At 70.3% G+C, this 15,610-nt stretch carries 12 protein-coding genes and 2 pseudogenes; 10 read left to right on the top strand and 4 right to left on the bottom strand.

The genetic code is table 11. The features are described 5' to 3' along the window. Positions 1-193: 193 nt before the first annotated feature. The 7 genes from LPA41_RS19015 to hpf all read left to right on the top strand — a co-directional run bounded on the left by LPA41_RS19015 (position 194) and on the right by hpf (position 7,259). A complete protein-coding gene (locus tag LPA41_RS19015) occupies positions 194-1,042 on the top strand; it encodes a helix-turn-helix transcriptional regulator (protein WP_229071981.1) in 849 nt (282 codons plus the stop codon). 50 nt (positions 1,043-1,092) lie between these two features. Beyond that, positions 1,093-1,296: a DUF397 domain-containing protein gene (locus LPA41_RS19010; RefSeq protein ID WP_374238179.1), complete on the top strand. Its 204-nt coding sequence runs from the start codon at positions 1,093-1,095 to the stop codon at positions 1,294-1,296. A 128-nt stretch (positions 1,297-1,424) separates the two neighbouring features. Further along, the gene (mtrA, locus tag LPA41_RS19005; RefSeq protein ID WP_014688036.1) at positions 1,425-2,114 is read left to right on the top strand and encodes an MtrAB system response regulator MtrA; all 690 of its coding nucleotides are present in this window, start codon (positions 1,425-1,427) and stop codon (positions 2,112-2,114) included. Positions 2,115-2,167: 53 nt separating this feature from the next. Then, complete coding sequence (gene mtrB, locus LPA41_RS19000; protein ID WP_229071979.1) at positions 2,168-3,814, top strand: MtrAB system histidine kinase MtrB; 1,647 nt, start codon at positions 2,168-2,170, stop codon at positions 3,812-3,814. After that, positions 3,811-5,637 carry an LpqB family beta-propeller domain-containing protein gene (locus LPA41_RS18995; RefSeq protein WP_229071978.1) on the top strand — a complete coding sequence of 609 codons (1,827 nt, stop codon included), beginning with the start codon at positions 3,811-3,813 and terminating at the stop codon, positions 5,635-5,637. Before mtrB ends, LPA41_RS18995 begins: the two co-directional genes overlap by 4 nt. Position 5,638: 1 nt before the next feature. Beyond that, on the top strand, positions 5,639-6,358 hold the full coding sequence (locus LPA41_RS18990; protein WP_229071977.1) for a ComF family protein: 720 nt from the start codon (positions 5,639-5,641) through the stop codon (positions 6,356-6,358). A 280-nt stretch (positions 6,359-6,638) separates the two neighbouring features. After that, complete coding sequence (gene hpf, locus LPA41_RS18985) at positions 6,639-7,259, top strand: ribosome hibernation-promoting factor, HPF/YfiA family (RefSeq protein WP_229071976.1); 621 nt, start codon at positions 6,639-6,641, stop codon at positions 7,257-7,259. A 151-nt stretch (positions 7,260-7,410) separates the two neighbouring features. On the opposite strand, the gene LPA41_RS18980 is transcribed toward hpf, so the two are convergent. Further along, positions 7,411-8,490, bottom strand: a complete 1,080-nt coding sequence (locus LPA41_RS18980; protein ID WP_229071975.1) for a GNAT family N-acetyltransferase — start codon at positions 8,488-8,490, stop codon at positions 7,411-7,413. Between the two features lie 174 nt (positions 8,491-8,664). On the opposite strand from LPA41_RS18980, the pseudogene secA reads away from it, so the two are divergent. Both secA and LPA41_RS43295 read left to right on the top strand, forming a co-directional pair. Continuing rightward, positions 8,665-11,178, top strand: a pseudogene (gene secA, locus LPA41_RS18975) (preprotein translocase subunit SecA); the annotation flags it as partial. A gap of 291 nt (positions 11,179-11,469) precedes the next feature. After that, positions 11,470-11,568 (top strand): annotated as a pseudogene (locus tag LPA41_RS43295) (SEC-C metal-binding domain-containing protein); the annotation flags it as partial. Positions 11,569-13,038: 1,470 nt separating this feature from the next. Here the strand turns inward: LPA41_RS43295 and LPA41_RS18970 are convergent. Both LPA41_RS18970 and LPA41_RS18965 read right to left on the bottom strand, forming a co-directional pair. Then, positions 13,039-13,662, bottom strand: a complete 624-nt coding sequence (locus tag LPA41_RS18970; RefSeq protein ID WP_229071973.1) for an Rv3235 family protein — start codon at positions 13,660-13,662, stop codon at positions 13,039-13,041. A 110-nt stretch (positions 13,663-13,772) separates the two neighbouring features. Continuing rightward, positions 13,773-14,000, bottom strand: coding sequence for a helix-turn-helix domain-containing protein (locus tag LPA41_RS18965; protein ID WP_229071972.1), 228 nt, complete (start codon positions 13,998-14,000; stop codon positions 13,773-13,775). Between the two features lie 138 nt (positions 14,001-14,138). Here LPA41_RS18965 and LPA41_RS18960 point away from each other — a divergent pair, with 138 nt between their 5' ends. After that, positions 14,139-14,642 (top strand): hypothetical protein, encoded by a 504-nt coding sequence (locus LPA41_RS18960; RefSeq protein ID WP_229072121.1) that lies wholly within the window; start codon positions 14,139-14,141, stop codon positions 14,640-14,642. Here the strand turns inward: LPA41_RS18960 and LPA41_RS18955 are convergent. Next, on the bottom strand, positions 14,594-15,586 hold the full coding sequence (locus tag LPA41_RS18955) for a hypothetical protein (protein ID WP_229071971.1): 993 nt from the start codon (positions 15,584-15,586) through the stop codon (positions 14,594-14,596). The two genes, LPA41_RS18960 and LPA41_RS18955, sit on opposite strands and share 49 nt — an antisense overlap. Positions 15,587-15,610 lie beyond the last annotated feature (24 nt).

The raw sequence follows: 15,610 nt of genomic DNA, 5'->3' as shown, positions 1-15,610 counted from the left end.
GGGCTCTGCGTCCAGGTCCGTCCGAGCCGACGTCGGCGGCTTTCGGGGCGGATGCAGGACGGTCCCCCGGCGGTTGCCGCCGCCAGGGCCGGCTCTCTCCTCACCATTACGGCACGCAGCGACGCCGCACTGCAAGTGCAATGCGTGGCCTGCAAGTTGCAACGGGTTGTTGTTACGCCGATATGGTGGCTCCGTGGCGAGGCCGACATCGACAGCACGCCGGGAGCTAGGTGGAGAGCTGCGCCGGCTCCGCGGTGAACGCCGCGCGGTCGACGTGGCGACCGCGCTGGGGTGGTCGGAGTCCAAACTGAGCCGGATCGAGACCGCGCACACCGGGATCAACGAGGCCGACCTGGATCGGCTGCTGACCCTTTACGGTGTCGCCGTGGAGGACCGCGGGCGGCTGCGCGACCTGGCCCGCCGTGGCCGGGCGCGGGCGTGGTGGACGCCGTACCGGTCGTCGGTGCCGGACCCGTACGACGAGTACCTCGCCCTGGAGGCCGAGGCGGTGCGGATCACGGAGTGGGAGGCCCAGGTCGTGCCGGGCCTGCTGCAGACCGACGAGTACGCGCGAGCGGTGATCGAGACCGGCGCGGACATCGACGACACCGCCACCATCCAGCGCCGGCTCGCGCTGCGGATGGGCCGGCAGGCCGTGCTGACCCGGGATCCGCCGCCCAACCTGCGGATCGTCATCGACGAGGGTGTCCTGCTCCGCGAGATCGGCGGCCGTGAGGTGCAGCAGCGCCAGCTGGCCCGGCTCTACGAGGCGAGCAGCCGGCCCGGCGTGGAGCTCCAGATCCTGCCGTTCCAGGCCGGCGCGCACGCCGGGCTGATCGAATCCTTCCTGGTTCTGGAGTTCGCGCCGGGCACCCGTAACCCGGTGGTGCACATCGAGGGGCTGACCGGCGGCCTCTTCCGGGTGAAGCCGGAGGAGATCGATGTTTATCAAGACGCCTTCGATGACCTGCAGGAACGCGCATTGTCGTCAGAACAGAGCCGAACGGCCATCGCTGAGACGAGGGATCGATTGGCCCGGTGAGCGCTTTCCGTGGGGTCCAATGGACAGGCATTCCACGGAAGGAGATGATCATGCAGAACGCCGTACTCACCTGGCGCAAGAGCAGCCGCAGTGGCGCTGCTGGGCATTGCGTCGAGGTAGCCAACGTTCCGGCCGCTGTGCTGGTGCGTGACTCGAAGGACGTCACGGGACCGGTACTCACGTTCGGTGCGGGCGACTGGACCGGCTTCATCGCCGGCGTCCGAGCCGGAGAGTTCGACCGGCCCGGCGCCTGACAGCAGTTCGTGCGCCGCGGGCGGTCCCGGTCGGGACCGCCCGTTTTCCATTTCCCCGGGCACTCTCCTCGGCAAGATCGACCCCCAGGTAGCGCGGAGACCCGGAGGACAGTGCAATATTGGACCGCATGAGAGCCCGGGTACTGGTCGTCGACGACGATCCCGCGTTGGCCGAGATGCTCGGCATCGTCCTGCGCAGCGAAGGATTCCTGCCCTCCTTCGTCGCGGACGGTGAGCGTGCCCTGGCCGCCTTCCGGGAGAACCGTCCGGACATCGTTCTGCTTGACCTGATGCTCCCCGGCATGAGCGGCATCGACGTGGCGCGCGCCATCCGAGCCGAGTCGGGGATCCCGATCGTCATGCTGACCGCCAAGAGCGACACCGTGGACGTGGTGCTGGGCCTGGAGTCCGGCGCCGACGACTACGTGGTCAAGCCGTTCAAGCCGAAGGAACTGGTGGCCCGGATGCGGGCCCGTCTCCGGCGTGGCGAGGACGCCGCGCCGGAGATGCTCACCATCGGCCCGCCCGGCAACCAGATCACCATCGACGTCCCGGCGCACACCGTGTCCCGTGACGGCGAGGAGGTCAAGCTGACCCCGCTCGAGTTCGACCTGCTTGTCGCGCTGGCCCGTAAGCCGCGCCAGGTCTTCACCCGCGAGGTGCTGCTCGAGCAGGTCTGGGGTTACCGGCACGCGGCCGACACCCGGCTGGTGAACGTGCACGTCCAGCGGCTGCGCGCCAAGATAGAGCCGGACCCCGAACGGCCCGAGATCATCCTCACGGTGCGCGGCGTCGGCTACAAGGCGGGGACCGGCTAGGCCGTACGAGCGGTTAATGTTGCCGCGAGATGCGTGCTCCTTCCTGGCTTCCCATGCCCGTGCGCCGTGCCCTGCGAGTGGTGCGGCGCTACTGGCGCGTGGTCGTCCGGCACGGCAAGCACTACACGGCGCCGGCCCGGCGGGCCTGGCGCCGTTCGCTGCACCTGCGGGTGGTGACGCTGACCTTGGTCGGCTCCAGCCTGCTGGTCGGCACGTTCGGCTGGTTCATCGCGGCACAGAGCGCCAACATCCTGCTCCACCGGACGCAGGAGGAGATCTCGTCGTCCATGGACGGCAAGGTCGCCTATGCGTACCGGCAGCTCACCGTGCACCCGCAAGCGCGCGACCCGGAGCTGCCGAGCACCATCAACGACACGGTCAACGAGCTGTTCGACGGTGATCAGGCCGAGGACGGCGGCTCGGTGGTGTCGATCCGGGCCGAGCACCACCGGGAGTTGCCCGCGGTCACCCTGCCGAACGTGGACACCCGCGACCTGATCACGCCGGACATGATCCGGTCGGTGGCCGAGCAGGGCCGGGTGGCCCAGCAGATCCGGACCGCCGAGGTCGAGGGCACAACCACGAAATACCTGGTGTACGGGTCTCCGGTGCCGACCAAGTTCGGGCGCGTCGAGCTCTACTACATGGTGCCGCTCACCACCGAGGATCGCGCCGCCGACCAGATCCGGACCACTGTCCTGGTCACCGGGATCGCCCTGGTGATCCTGCTCGGCGTGGTGGCCGGCCTGGTCACCCGCATGGTGGTGACCCCGGTGCGGGTGGCCGCGCGGACCGCGCAGCGGCTCTCGGCCGGCCTGCTCGACCAGCGGATGAAGGTCGACGGCGAGGACGACCTGGCGCTGCTGGCGGCGGCGTTCAACCAGATGGCGGCGAACCTGCAGCGCCAGATCGTCCGGCTGGAGGAGATGTCCCGGCTCCAGCGGCGGTTCACCTCGGACGTCTCGCACGAGCTGCGCACCCCACTCACCACCGTCCGGATGGCCGCTGACCTGATCTTCTCGGAGCGCGAGGAGTTCGACCCCGCGGTGGCCCGCAGCGCCGAGCTGCTCCAGGCCGAGCTGGACCGGTTCGAGGGCCTGCTCACCGACCTGCTGGAGATCAGCCGGTTCGACGCCGGGTTCGCCGCGCTGGACGCCGAGCACACCGACCTGGTGCCGATAGTGCGGCGGGTGACCGACCGGCTCACCGGCCTGGCCGGGCGGGCCGGCGTCGACATCGAGCTGCGCCTGCCGGAGACCCCGGTGATCGCCGAGGTGGATCCGCGCCGGGTCGAGCGGGTGCTGCGCAACCTGGTCGGCAACGCCATCGAGCACGCCGAGGCCAAGCCGGTGGTGGTGACCATGGCGACCGACGAGGCGGCTGTGGCGATCACCGTGCGCGACCACGGGATCGGGTTGAAGCCGGGGGAGGAGCGGCTGGTCTTCAACCGGTTCTGGCGTGCCGACCCGTCCCGGGCCCGGCAGACCGGCGGCACCGGCCTGGGACTCTCCATCAGCGTGGAGGACGCCCGGCTGCACGGCGGCTGGCTGGAGGCCTGGGGCGCACCCGGCGAGGGCTCCCAGTTCCGCCTGACGCTGCCGGTCCGTGCCGGCGACCGGCTGGTCGCGGCACCGCTCACGCTCATCCCCCGGGACCGCCCCGCGGCGGCCACCGGCGAGCCCGCGGAGGTGGCAGGTTGAGGCGACACACCCTTCCCGTCGTGGTGGCACTCACCGCGCTGGTGCTGGGCGGCTGCGGCATCCCGGACGAGTCGGGCGTCACGGTCATCGGTCCCGGTCCGTCCACCGGCATCACGTCGGGCAGCGAGAACACCCCCGACCAGGCCACCCGGACCACGACGAGTGACCGCACCGAGTTCGTCGACAACTACCTGGCCGCGGCGGCCGGTGACTACGACGGCGCCCTGGACCGGGTCAAGGAGTTCATGTCGCCGGAGGCGAAGTCCACCTTCAAGCCGGTGACCATCCCGCGGGTGATCCGGCTGACCGAGAAGCCCCTGGTCTCGCCGAGCCAGCCGGTCATCGAGCTGGACTACGAGCTGGTCGGCACGCTCGGCCGCAACGGCGTGCTGGAGCCGCCGAAGGAGCCGGTCGAGGGCACCTACGAGATGACTCTCGGCACGGCCGAGGACGGCATCTCTCTCTACGTGCTGAGCGCCCCGCCGTTCCTGCTGATCAGCGATACCGCGCTGAACGCGAACTACGTGCAGCGGACCATCTACTTCTGGAACACCGAGCACAGCGGTCTCGTCCCGGACGTCCGCTACATGCTGCGCGACCTGCCGATCGAGCAGGTGCCGACCACCGTGATCAGCTGGCTCATCGAGGGCCCGGCGCCGTGGCTCAAGAGCGTGGTGGAGCTGCTGCCCGAGGGCACCTCGCTGCTCGGCAAGGTGCCCGCCATCCAGGATCAGACGCTCGCCATCAACCTGAGCGCCCAGGCCGTGCCGACCGACAACGCCGCGGACGCGCTGGAACGGCTGCGCCGGCAGCTCCAATGGTCGCTGCGGCCGCTGCTCCCGGAGAACCTGGCGCTGAAGATCGGGCACCAGGAGACGAAGAACTACTACGGGACCGACTTCTTCACCAGCAACGCCTCGTTCCGGCTGGAGCGTTCCCCGGAGCGGTTCGCGGTCTACGGCGGCAAGATCGTGCGGCTGTCCGGCTTCCCGCACGCGGTGGAGGCGATCCCGGCCATCCCGCCGCAGGCGAACAAGGACATCCGGACCGCGGCGCTGAGCACGTCCGGCACGCACACCTACGCCGCGCTCGTCACCGGCTCCGGCCGCGGTGAGACGCTGCGGGTCGGTGCGACACCCACCGCCAGCGGGCAGGACGCCACGCTGCGCACGGTGAGCGGTCTGCCGGCGGGCCTCGGATACCCGGTCTGGGCGATCACCCCGAACCGTACGGCCGGCGGAGCCGTCGGGCTGATCATCGGCAACGGCGGGCTGTTCAGTTTCAACCCGGAGGGCGGCCCGGCCCGGCCGGTGCAGGTGTCCGGGGCCGCCGGCAAGCTCAGTGCGATTACCGTGGCGCCCGACGGGCACCGGGTGGCGATCGTCGCGGGCGGCCGGCTCTACCGGGCCGTGCTCGCCGTCAGCAGCGACGGCGTGTCGCTCAGCGAGCCGGAACTGCTCCAGGCGCCGCTGGTCACGGTCACCGCGGCCGCGTTCAGCGGGGAGGGCTGGCTCACCGTGGCCGGCGTCGGTGTCAGCAAGCGGGTCGCCGTGCTGGACGTCACCATCGACGGTGCGCTGTCCGACCCGCGGCTGGACGACCTGGGCGACGACACGGTCAACTACGTGACCGCCTACCCGGCGAACCCGGTCAACCAGAGCCCGAGCGAGCTGGGCAACTCCGACTCGGTGTCCTACACGACCGCCGACGCCGCCTGGGACGCGCTGTCCACCGCGGTCCGGATCGACGCGGCCGACCTGGCCCAGCCGCCCGGGGAGCAGCCCGCCGGCACCGTGCCGACGGCACCCCTGTTCCTGAACTGAGATGCTCTCCGCGCTCCTGGGCGAGCTGGCCGACCTGGTCCTGCCGGGCGCCTGCGCCGGATGCGGCGCGGAGCGGGTGCGCCTGCGGTACGGGACGTGCCAGGTCTGTGTGGCGGAGCTGGAAGGGTTGCGGCCGCATCCGGCGGCACCAACCCCGCCCCCGCCCGGTTTTCCGGCCTGCGTGACGGTGGGTGCCTATTCGGGCGCTCTTCGGGGCACGCTTCTCGCGTACAAGGAAAAGGGCCGCCACCGCCTCGCCCCGCCGCTGGGCATCCTCCTGGCCGGCGCGGTCGCGGCGGTCGCGCCGCGCGACCGCCCGGTGGTGCTGGTCCCGGTCCCCTCCACGGCGGCCGCCCGGCGCGCGCGGCACGGCGACCACATGGCGCGGCTGACCGGTCACGCGGTGCGGCGGCTGAGGTCGGCGGGGTGGACCGCGGTGATGGTACGACCGCTGCGTGCGCTGCCCCGGCCTGACTCAACGTCACTGGACACTGCCGCACGGCACGCGGTAGCTGTCAATTCCCTGCGAATCAATTCCCGAATCAGCGTTCTCCGACGCGGCGGCCCGATGAGGGGCACGCTGGTGGTGACGGACGACATCGTCACCACCGGTGCCACTCTGGCCGCGGTGGCACGCCGTCTTGAGGAGGCGGACATGCAGGTCACAGGCGCCGCGGTGCTGGCAGCGACACAACTGCGGAAAATCACTCCCGGTATTTGACTCCCATGCCGTCCTGAGCTGCCGATAGAGGCGAAGGTCAGCCTTTCGTTATCCCCAACGAGTGGTGACGGACAGGCAGCGGCAGGTTAGCGTCTAGGTGACGAGGGTGAAGCGCAAGCATCACCCGCCACCGGAGCGCCGGATGGGCCCCGTTCCCCGCGCCGGAAAGGAGTCGTCTCACCCACGTAGGCCGCGGCGGTGGTTAGTCACGCGGCAACTTCTCTGAGCACGAAGCGCCGTGCGTCGGCGCCCGCAAAGCACAACGTTGGGGAGGTCACGAGTGGACATTGTCGTCAAGGGCCGCAACGTAGAGGTTCCCGATCATTACCGAGAGCACGTCGCCGAAAAGCTGAGCAAGGTCGAGCGTTACGACTCGAAACTGATGCGAGTGGACGTGGAGCTCTTCCACGAACGCAATCCCCGCCAGGCGGACACCTGCCAGCGGGTCGAGATCACCGTCATGACGAGAGGCCCGGTCGTTCGCGCCGAGGCACAGGCACAAGACTTCTACGCAGCTCTGGACTGCGCCATCAACAAACTCGACGGCCGGCTGCGGCGTTCCGCCGACCGGCGCCGGGTGCACCGCGGCCGTCATGCGCCGGTCTCCGTGGCCGCCGCCACCGCCAACCTCCCCACCGACGTGAGCCCGGGCCGGACCGCCACGCTGGTCGCCGAGCCGGAGGTCGAGACCGACCTGGCCGAGCACAACGAGGACCAGCCGTGGCGCATCGTCCGTGAGAAGGAGCACTCGGCCGAGCCGATGACCGTCGACGACGCGCTCTTCCAGATGGAGCTCGTCGGCCACGACTTCTATCTGTTCCAGGACAAGGAGAGCGGCCGGCCCAGCGTCGTCTACCGGCGCCGAGGCTACGACTACGGGATTCTCAGCCTGGCCATGTGACCGCCGGTCGCTGAGCCTTTCCGGTCACGCGCCGCCGCGTCGTCGGAGGCTGCCTCCGTGGTCAGGATTCGCTGGACGCTGGCGTCCGTGGCCAAGCGTCGCTGGACGCTGGCGTCCGTGGACAAGCTTCGTCGGAGGCCTGCGTTCGTGGTCAAGCGTCGCTGGAGGCCTGCGCGAGCAGGTCTCCAGCGAGAAGGACGTACTGCACGTCGTCGATCCGGACCCCGCCCGGCCCGGGCAGCCGCGACCGGAGGAACGCCTCCCGCCGGAAACCGGCCTTCTCCAGCACCCGCTGCGAGCCGATGTTGTCCGGCGCCGCCCCCGCGATCAGGCGCGCCACGTCGGTCTCGGCGAAGGCCCAGAGCCCGACCAGCTGCGCCGCCCGGGTCGCGAAGCCACGGCCGCGGTGGGCGGGCAGCATGCTGTAACCGATCATCGCCTGACCGGTCGGGGGTTCCTGGTAGTGCAGCGCGATCTCACCGGCCGCCGCGCCGGTCACCGCGTCCAAGATGATCATGTCGGCGCGATTGCCGGCGAGCCAGTTCGCGTCCGAGTGGAAGCAGCGCCGGTGCACCTCCTCGGGCGTCGGTGGCACCGGCGGCACGCTGGTGTTCACCACCTCGGGCAGCGAATGCAACTCGGCGTAGAACGCGACGTCCTGCTCGCCCAGCGGGCGCAGCGTCACCACACCGTCGCTGAGCTCGCCGCCGGGCAGGTCGGGCAGGAGCCGCGGGGCCGGCTCGAGCCGGTCACCGGCCAGCCGCGACCAGGCCTGCACCTCGCCACCGGGTAGGCGGCGGACCCCCTCACGGGTGAAACCGGCGGCCAGCGCGGCCCGCTGGGCCACCGGGTTGTCCGCGTCGATCAGCATTTCGAGCCGCTCGCCGCGCATCTTCCGCAGGGCGGCGGTTGCCGTGCCGCGGCGCCGGTGGGCGGGCAGGACCCAGAAGGTCACCTCAGTCGTGATCACCCCGGGCGTGATCGTTTCTTCTGTGATCATTTTCGCCGTGATCATGCCTGCGGTGATGATCCCTGTCGTGATCGTTCTCTTCGTGATCATGCCGAGGAACTCGCCGGTGGCCTCGTTCGCGATCACGCGGCGCTCCACGTGCGCCCCGCCGGATCTCCGGCCGCCGAGGAATCGCCGGAACGCCGGGTCCGCCTCGCCCTCGGCGATCTTCGGGGCGTCCTCGGGCCGGCATTCCCGCAGCAGTACCTCGTCCTGATCCACTCAGCCATCCTTGCCGTGACGCGCCCGGACACCAAACCGGTTTGAAATGACGCTGTCAGCGAACTTACCGACACGTTTCGCCCGGATTGCGAGTTTCACCGGAGGCTCGGGTCACAGGTCTCGGGCGAAGGTGCCTACGATGGTTCGGCAGACTGTCTAGGGGAGCGTTGACCCGTGTCGATATTGGAAAAGATCCTCCGCGCCGGCGAAGGCCGCATGGTGCGACGGCTCAAGGCGATCGCGGACGCGGTCAACTCGATCGAGGACGACTATGTCGACCTCTCCGACGACGAGCTGCGCGAGTGCACCCAGCAGTTCAAGGAGCGCTACGCGGACGGCGAGTCACTCGACTCGCTGCTTCCCGAAGCGTTCGCGGTCGCCCGGGAGGGCGCCAAGCGGGTGCTGGGCCAGCGAGCCTACGACGTCCAGCTGATGGGCGGCGCCGCGCTGCACTTCGGCAACATCCCGGAGATGAAGACCGGTGAGGGCAAGACCCTGACCGGTGTCTTCCCGGCCTACCTCAACGCGCTCAGCGGCGAGGGGGTGCACATCATCACGGTGAACGACTACCTCGCCCAGCGTGACGCCGAGTGGGTCGGCCGGGTGCACGTCTTCCTCGGCCTGACCGTCGGCGTGATCCTGCCGAACCGGCCGGCCGCCGAGCACCGCGCGGCGTACCAGTGCGACATCACGTACGGGACGAACAACGAGTTCGGCTTCGACTACCTGCGCGACAACATGGCGTGGTCGAAGACGGAGCTGGTGCAGCGCGGGCACAACTTCGCGATCGTCGACGAGGTCGACTCGATCCTCATCGACGAGGCGCGGACCCCGCTGATCATCTCCGGCCCGGCCGAGCACTCCGCCCGGTGGTACGGCGAGTTCTCCCAGATCGTCAACCGGCTCCAGCCCGGCAAGGACGGCGAGGGCGACTACGAGGTCGACCACGCCAAGCGCACCGTCGCCATCACCGAGCGCGGCGTCAGCAAGGTCGAGGACCGCCTCGGCATCGACAACCTGTACGAGTCGGTCAACACGCCGCTCGTCGGTTACCTGAACAACGCGATCAAGGCCAAGGAGCTCTACAAGCGCGACAAGGACTACATCGTCAGCGCCGAGGGCGAAGTCCTGATCGTCGACGAGTTCACCGGCCGCATCCTCGCCGGCCGCCGCTACAACGAGGGCATGCACCAGGCCATCGAGGCGAAGGAGGGCGTGGAGGTCAAGCAGGAGAACCAGACCCTGGCGACCATCACGCTGCAGAACTACTTCCGCCTCTACAACAAGCTCGGCGGCATGACCGGTACCGCGCAGACCGAGGCCGGCGAGTTCAACAGCGTCTACAAGGTCGGCGTCGTGAGCATCCCGACCCACCGGCCGATGGTCCGCATCGACCACCCGGACGTCATCTACAAGACCGAGCGGGCCAAGTTCAACGCGGTCATCGAGGACATCGCCGAGCGCCACGCGACCGGTCAGCCGGTCCTGGTCGGCACGGTCTCCGTGGAGAACTCCGAGATCCTCTCCACCCTGCTGCGCAAGCGCGGCATCCCGCACAGCGTGCTCAACGCGAAATTCCACGCGCAGGAAGCCACGATCATCGCGCAGGCCGGCCGCAAGGGCGGCGTCACGGTCGCCACCAACATGGCCGGCCGAGGCACCGACATCCTGCTCGGCGGCAACCCCGACTTCCTGGCGGCGGCCGAGCTGCGTCAGCGCGGCCTCGACCCGGTGGAGAACCCGGAGGAGTACGCGAAGGCCCTCGAAGAGGTGCTGCCGGTCGTCAAGGAGGCCTGCGAGGCCGAAGCGGCCGAGGTGCAGGCCGCCGGCGGTCTCTACGTGCTCGGCACCGAGCGGCACGACTCCCGCCGCATCGACAACCAGCTGCGCGGCCGCTCCGGCCGGCAGGGCGACCCCGGCGAGTCCCGGTTCTACCTGTCGCTGCAGGACGACCTGATGAAGCGGTTCCGGGCCGGTGCCGTCGAAGCGGTGATGGAGCGCTTCAACATCCCCGAGGACGTGCCGATCGAGTCCAAGATGGTGACCCGGCAGATCCGCAGCGCGCAGACCCAGATCGAGGCACAGAACGCCGAGATCCGGAAGAACGTGCTGAAGTACGACGAGGTGCTCAACAAGCAGCGCCAGGTCGTCTACGCCGAGCGCCGCCGGGTCCTCGCCGGCGAGGACATGCACGACCAGGTCACCCACATGATCGACGACGTCGTCGCCGACTACGTGCTGGCCGCCACCTCCGACGGCTTCGCCGAGGACTGGGACCTCGACCAGCTCTGGACCAACCTGAAGCGCCTCTACCCGGTCGCACTGACCGTCGAGGACGTCATCGAGGAGTCCGGCGGCGAGCGCAACACCATCGACCAGGAGTTCCTCACCGAGCAGCTCAAGCAGGACGCGCAGGCGGCCTACCGGGCCCGCGAGGAAGAACTGGGCGAGGAGGGGCTGCGCGAGCTGGAGCGTCAGGTGCTGCTCGCGGTCATCGACCGCAAGTGGCGTGAGCACCTCTACGAGATGGACTACCTGCAGGAGGGCATCAGCCTGCGGGCCTACGCGCAGCGCGACCCGGTCGTGGAGTACCAGCGCGAAGGCTTCGACATGTTCAACCAGATGATGGAGGGCATCAAGGAGGAAGCCGTCGGCTTCGTCTTCAACCTCGAGGTCCAGGTCGAGGAACAGCCCACCGTCACGGTCGACCCGTCCCAGGCGTTCGCCCTGCCCAAGGTCGGCGGCGACGACACGAACGTCCCCGACGACGACGAGCCGGAGCGCGTCGAGGTCCACGCCAAGGGCCTCGGCGGTCCCGGCCGCCAGCAGAACCTGCAATACACGGCCCCCGCCATCGACGGCGAGGCCGGCGACGGCCGCCCGGTCGTCCAGCAGCCCGCCCCGCCGGTCAACATCGGCCCGGGCGGCAGCCCGGTCCCGGCAAACCCGGCACACAGCGCCCCGCGCGGCCGCGGCACCGGCCAGCAGGAATCAGCCGGCCCGTCCCGGAACGCCCCCTGCTACTGCGGCTCAGGCAAGAAGTACAAGCGCTGCCACGGCGCCCCCGGCGCCGCCTGACAGAGCCCTCACGGCCCTCCAGGGCCACAGGCAATAGGGAATGGCTCCACGCGGCCCGCAGCCCGGCACAAGCCGGCTGCGGGCCGTTCCCGTTCCAGCGCTCGCCCGCCCTCGCCCGGGCGCGGCGTCCATGGTGCGGGAAGCGCGGCGTCCACCCTGTGGAGGACGCGGCATGTCACCGCTGGGGGACGCGGCGTGTCACCGCTTGGGGACGCGGCATGTCACCGCTGGGGGACGCGGCATGCCACTCGTGGGGATCCGGCGGCCACCGGGTGGGGACGCGGTGGGCCACTGCGTGATACAGGCTGCGCCGCCGCCGCCGGCTGGCCGCTGCGCCTGCGCCCGCGTGGCCATCCAGTACTTCGATCGCGAACGTTCACCAGGCCGGTCTGCTCGTCAGATTCCCTATTCGCGCCAGCGATCGGCCTGGCGGGCCGCGACTCGGCGCGTTCGGGTTGTATTCGACCGCTCGGCTTCGCTGCTTGTGACCGCCGGGCGGCCGGTGAAGGGCGTCCCCGTGGTGCAGTCAAGCCGCCCCCAGGTGCCTTGGTGGTCAGTGAGTGAGCAGCCGCGACCCGCTGCGGTGGGCCCGCGTGGCGTTGTTGATCTGCTAGCGATGCGAAATCGCGGTTTCAGGTCCATGATCACAGCGATTTCGTAGCGCTAGCAGATCAACATCTGGGCGCAGGCGGCGTTTTCGGCGTCTCCGGGCTGGTAAGGGCACGAGTTGGCGCGTGGGCGATATCGGCTGGGGGCGTCAGCGCCGGTTTGTGCTTGTGGGCGTCCGACAGCCGTTTCAGCGATCACAGGCGTAAGCCAGTTCGGGTTCGGTCCGGCGATCTCTGAAGCGGTGTCAGGCACCTGCACGCTTGAGTAGTGCCCGGACGTCCTGGCCCAAGCCGGGAAGAGGGCTACGGCACCTCGGAAGCCGGGTGAGTGCCGGAAGCAGGTTGGGAGGGCTACGGCACCTCGGAAGCCGGGTGAGTGCCAGAAGCAGGTTGGGAGGGCTACGGCACCTCGGAAGCCGGGTGAGTGCCGGAAGCAGGCTGGCAAGGCTCCGGCAGCGTGCCGGGCGAGGGAGGGCCGGCCCCGGTCGACCGCCGGATGTGTGCCGACCACCAGGCGCTGAAGGGCCGCCGTCGTAGTTGCCCGCAGGGCCTGGGACGACTGCAAGGTGGCGTCGGAGGCTCGCGGCCGCGATGCAAAGCCCGGGACGCCCGCCGCCTGTGCTGCTCACCGGGCGCCCCGGGGGATTTGCCGCCGTGCTGGGCTTACCCGCGCCGGGTTCGCCGCAGCACTGGGCGTGCCGGGTTCGCCGCGACACTGGGACGCGGTGAGCTTGGAGTTCGCGCCGATGTGGCGTGCTCGGAAACTCCGCGCCCGGGTGTGGCGTGCTCGGAAACTCCGCGCCCGGGTGTGGCGTGCTCAAGGTTTGTGGTGCTGCCCGGGCAAGGACGGCTGGCGGGTGGCTCAGATTATGCGCAGGGTGGTCACCACCCAGCTCTGCTGGTGCAGCTCCATGCGGAGGGCCAGCGCCCACGTCCGCTCGCCGGTCACCAGCACCACGGCGGCCTCGACGGCGCCGGGGCGGGGCTCGCACAACCTGACGCGGAGCACGGCGACGGCGGCGGGGCGGCGGGGGCGGCGGCCGCCCTCGCGGTGGGTTTTGCGCAGGGCGGTGACCCAGCGGGCGCCGGCCAGGCCGGCGTTCACCACGTCGGCGGCGTCGGTGGGGCGGCTGAGCCGGCGGAGGTGGCCGGCCGGGCGGAAGCCGTTGAGCACTTCGACGCAGAGGTGCACGAAGCGCCGGACGGCCAGCCGTGCGTCACCGGAGGCGCCGGCGACCGCGGGCCGCTCCGTGGAAGGCGGCGAACCAGGGGGCGGAGGCGAACCGGGGGACGAAGGTGAACCGGGGGACGAAGCGGGAGAGGAGGTAGAGGGCGGGGAGGGCGCGGACGAGGCCGGCGAAGGGAGCGCGGGGACGCTCCAGTCCAGAGCCAGCTGCCGCGGCGGGCTCCACACCTGAGGCTCGAGTTCGTCGTCGAACGGTGGCTCGTAACGGGGCACCGGGCGTAGATGGATGGTGGACTGCATCGCGAACCCCCCGCTCGTTGCGTTTGCCTCCGTTTGCCTTCGACAGTGTTCGTCAACGGCGACGCTGGGGTCAATGTCCCGGCTGCGATGCGGGGGAAGGGGCAAAACCGTCAGTCCGGCTCGCGCTCCGTGAGTGGGTTGTCCTTGACCCAGGCGGCCGTCTCGTCGTACTTGTGCTTGATGTATTCCTCGAGCTTGGTGCGTTCCACGCGCCACTGACCGCGCCCACCGATCTTGATCGCGGGCAGCTCGCCGCTGCGCACCATGTGGTAGACCTGCGAGTCCGACACGTTCAGTTCGGATGCGACGTCGCCCAGCAGGAGGAATCGGGGCTCCATGGCCTGAGTTTGCCACCGTTTGCGGCCGTTGGCGGTCCCGGGTCGCCACGATTCGGAGACGCCTGGTGAAATGGGGCCTTCCCGGACCGCGGCGGCGGTGTACTGACCGGGACGCGAACGCAGGAGGAAGACGTGGCGATCACCGACCTGGTCCGGGTTTACGTGCCGGCCACCGTGCCGCTGCTGGCGGCCCTGCGGAGCACCGGGCAGCTGGGGGAGTCAGCGGTGGTCGCGCACGCGGTGACGCCGGGGCTGCGGGAGTGGTACGCGGAGGGCGACGAGGAGGAGCTGGAGTACGTCGCCTTCACCCGCGCCGCACAGGGTGCCCTGCAACTGCTGCGGCACGACCCGGCCGCGCCCCGCCGCCGTGTCGTGGTCTCGGCCGACGTGCCCGGCTCCACGCTGGTCCGGGAGGACACCGAGCTGGGGTCCAGCACGGTCCGGCTGCCTGCGCCGATCGCGTTGAAGGACGTCGCCAGCATCCATGTGGACGGCACCGACGCGGCCGAGGTGGTCGCGGCCGCCGCCGACGTGGTGGAGGAGGCGCTGGCCGGTGACCCGGACGCCCAGTTCACCGTCGACAGCGCCGAGGATCACGAGTTGGAGTGGTACGCCGTCTCGGAGTTGGACGAGCTGACCTGAGGTTCGCCCTCCTCGGCGGGCTCGTCCTCGTCGTCCTCGTGCTCGGTCGGCTTGGGGGTGATGGTGCGCCCGACGGCGAGCATCGCGGTCATGGCGCCGACGAAGATCACGACGAGACCACTGTTGAGCCGCGCGGTGCTGAGGATCTGCTGCGCCAGCTGGTCGAGCGGGCTGACCTTGCCGGCCAGTTCGAGGACCTCGGACCCGGCGGTCCGGGACAGGATCTCGCCGATCACCGTGACCAGGCCGGGGCCGGCGCCGGCGAGCGCGTAGAGCGGCCACCGCACGTCGGTGCCGTCGGCGTGGCGGCGGGCCCGGCGCAGCAGGGCGTAGGCGATCAGCCCGGCGGCGAGACCACTGACAGCTGACTGGCCGTAGGAGAACCACTGTGCCGCGTTCGCCGACGACTCGGTGTCGCCGGCACCGAGCAGTTCGAGCACCGGAGCCTGGAACAGGTTGAGCGCGAAGCCGATCACGAACACGCCGACCGAGGCGGCAGCGGCGGCCGCGATGACCGGCGGGATCCGGAACCCGGCCAGCGCGCCGCCGATGGTGGCGGCGGCCGCGACGGTGCCACCGACCACGGCGTAGATCGTGCCCAGCGTGTTGATCGTGATGATCGGGATGGCGCTGAGCACGCCGACGAGCAGGCCGGCGCCGGTCGCGACGGCGAACCGGACGCTGGCGCCGAGCGGACGGCGGAGACCGATCGTCGTCAGCACGAGCAGGGCCACGGCGGCGCCGGCGACGAGCGCGGCGGAGACGGCGCCGGGCAGCGCATACGCCGTCGAGGTCACCTCCATCTCGGCGCTCGCGCGGCCGGTGATGGTGACCCGGGCGGACCAGATCATCGCGGCCGTCCAGGCGAGGGCGGCGGCGGAGATCAGTGCCACGGTGAGCCGCGACTCCTCGACGCTCTCCGGGGCGGTGTGACGGTCGGTCATGGAGGTCAGGGTAACCGGCGAACC

The organism is Actinoplanes sp. DH11 (genome assembly GCF_020873875.1).
Taxonomy (GTDB): Bacteria; Actinomycetota; Actinomycetes; order Mycobacteriales; family Micromonosporaceae; genus Actinoplanes.
The sequence above is the reverse complement of the archived record's forward strand: the minus strand, read 5'-3'. Positions and strand labels throughout refer to the sequence as shown.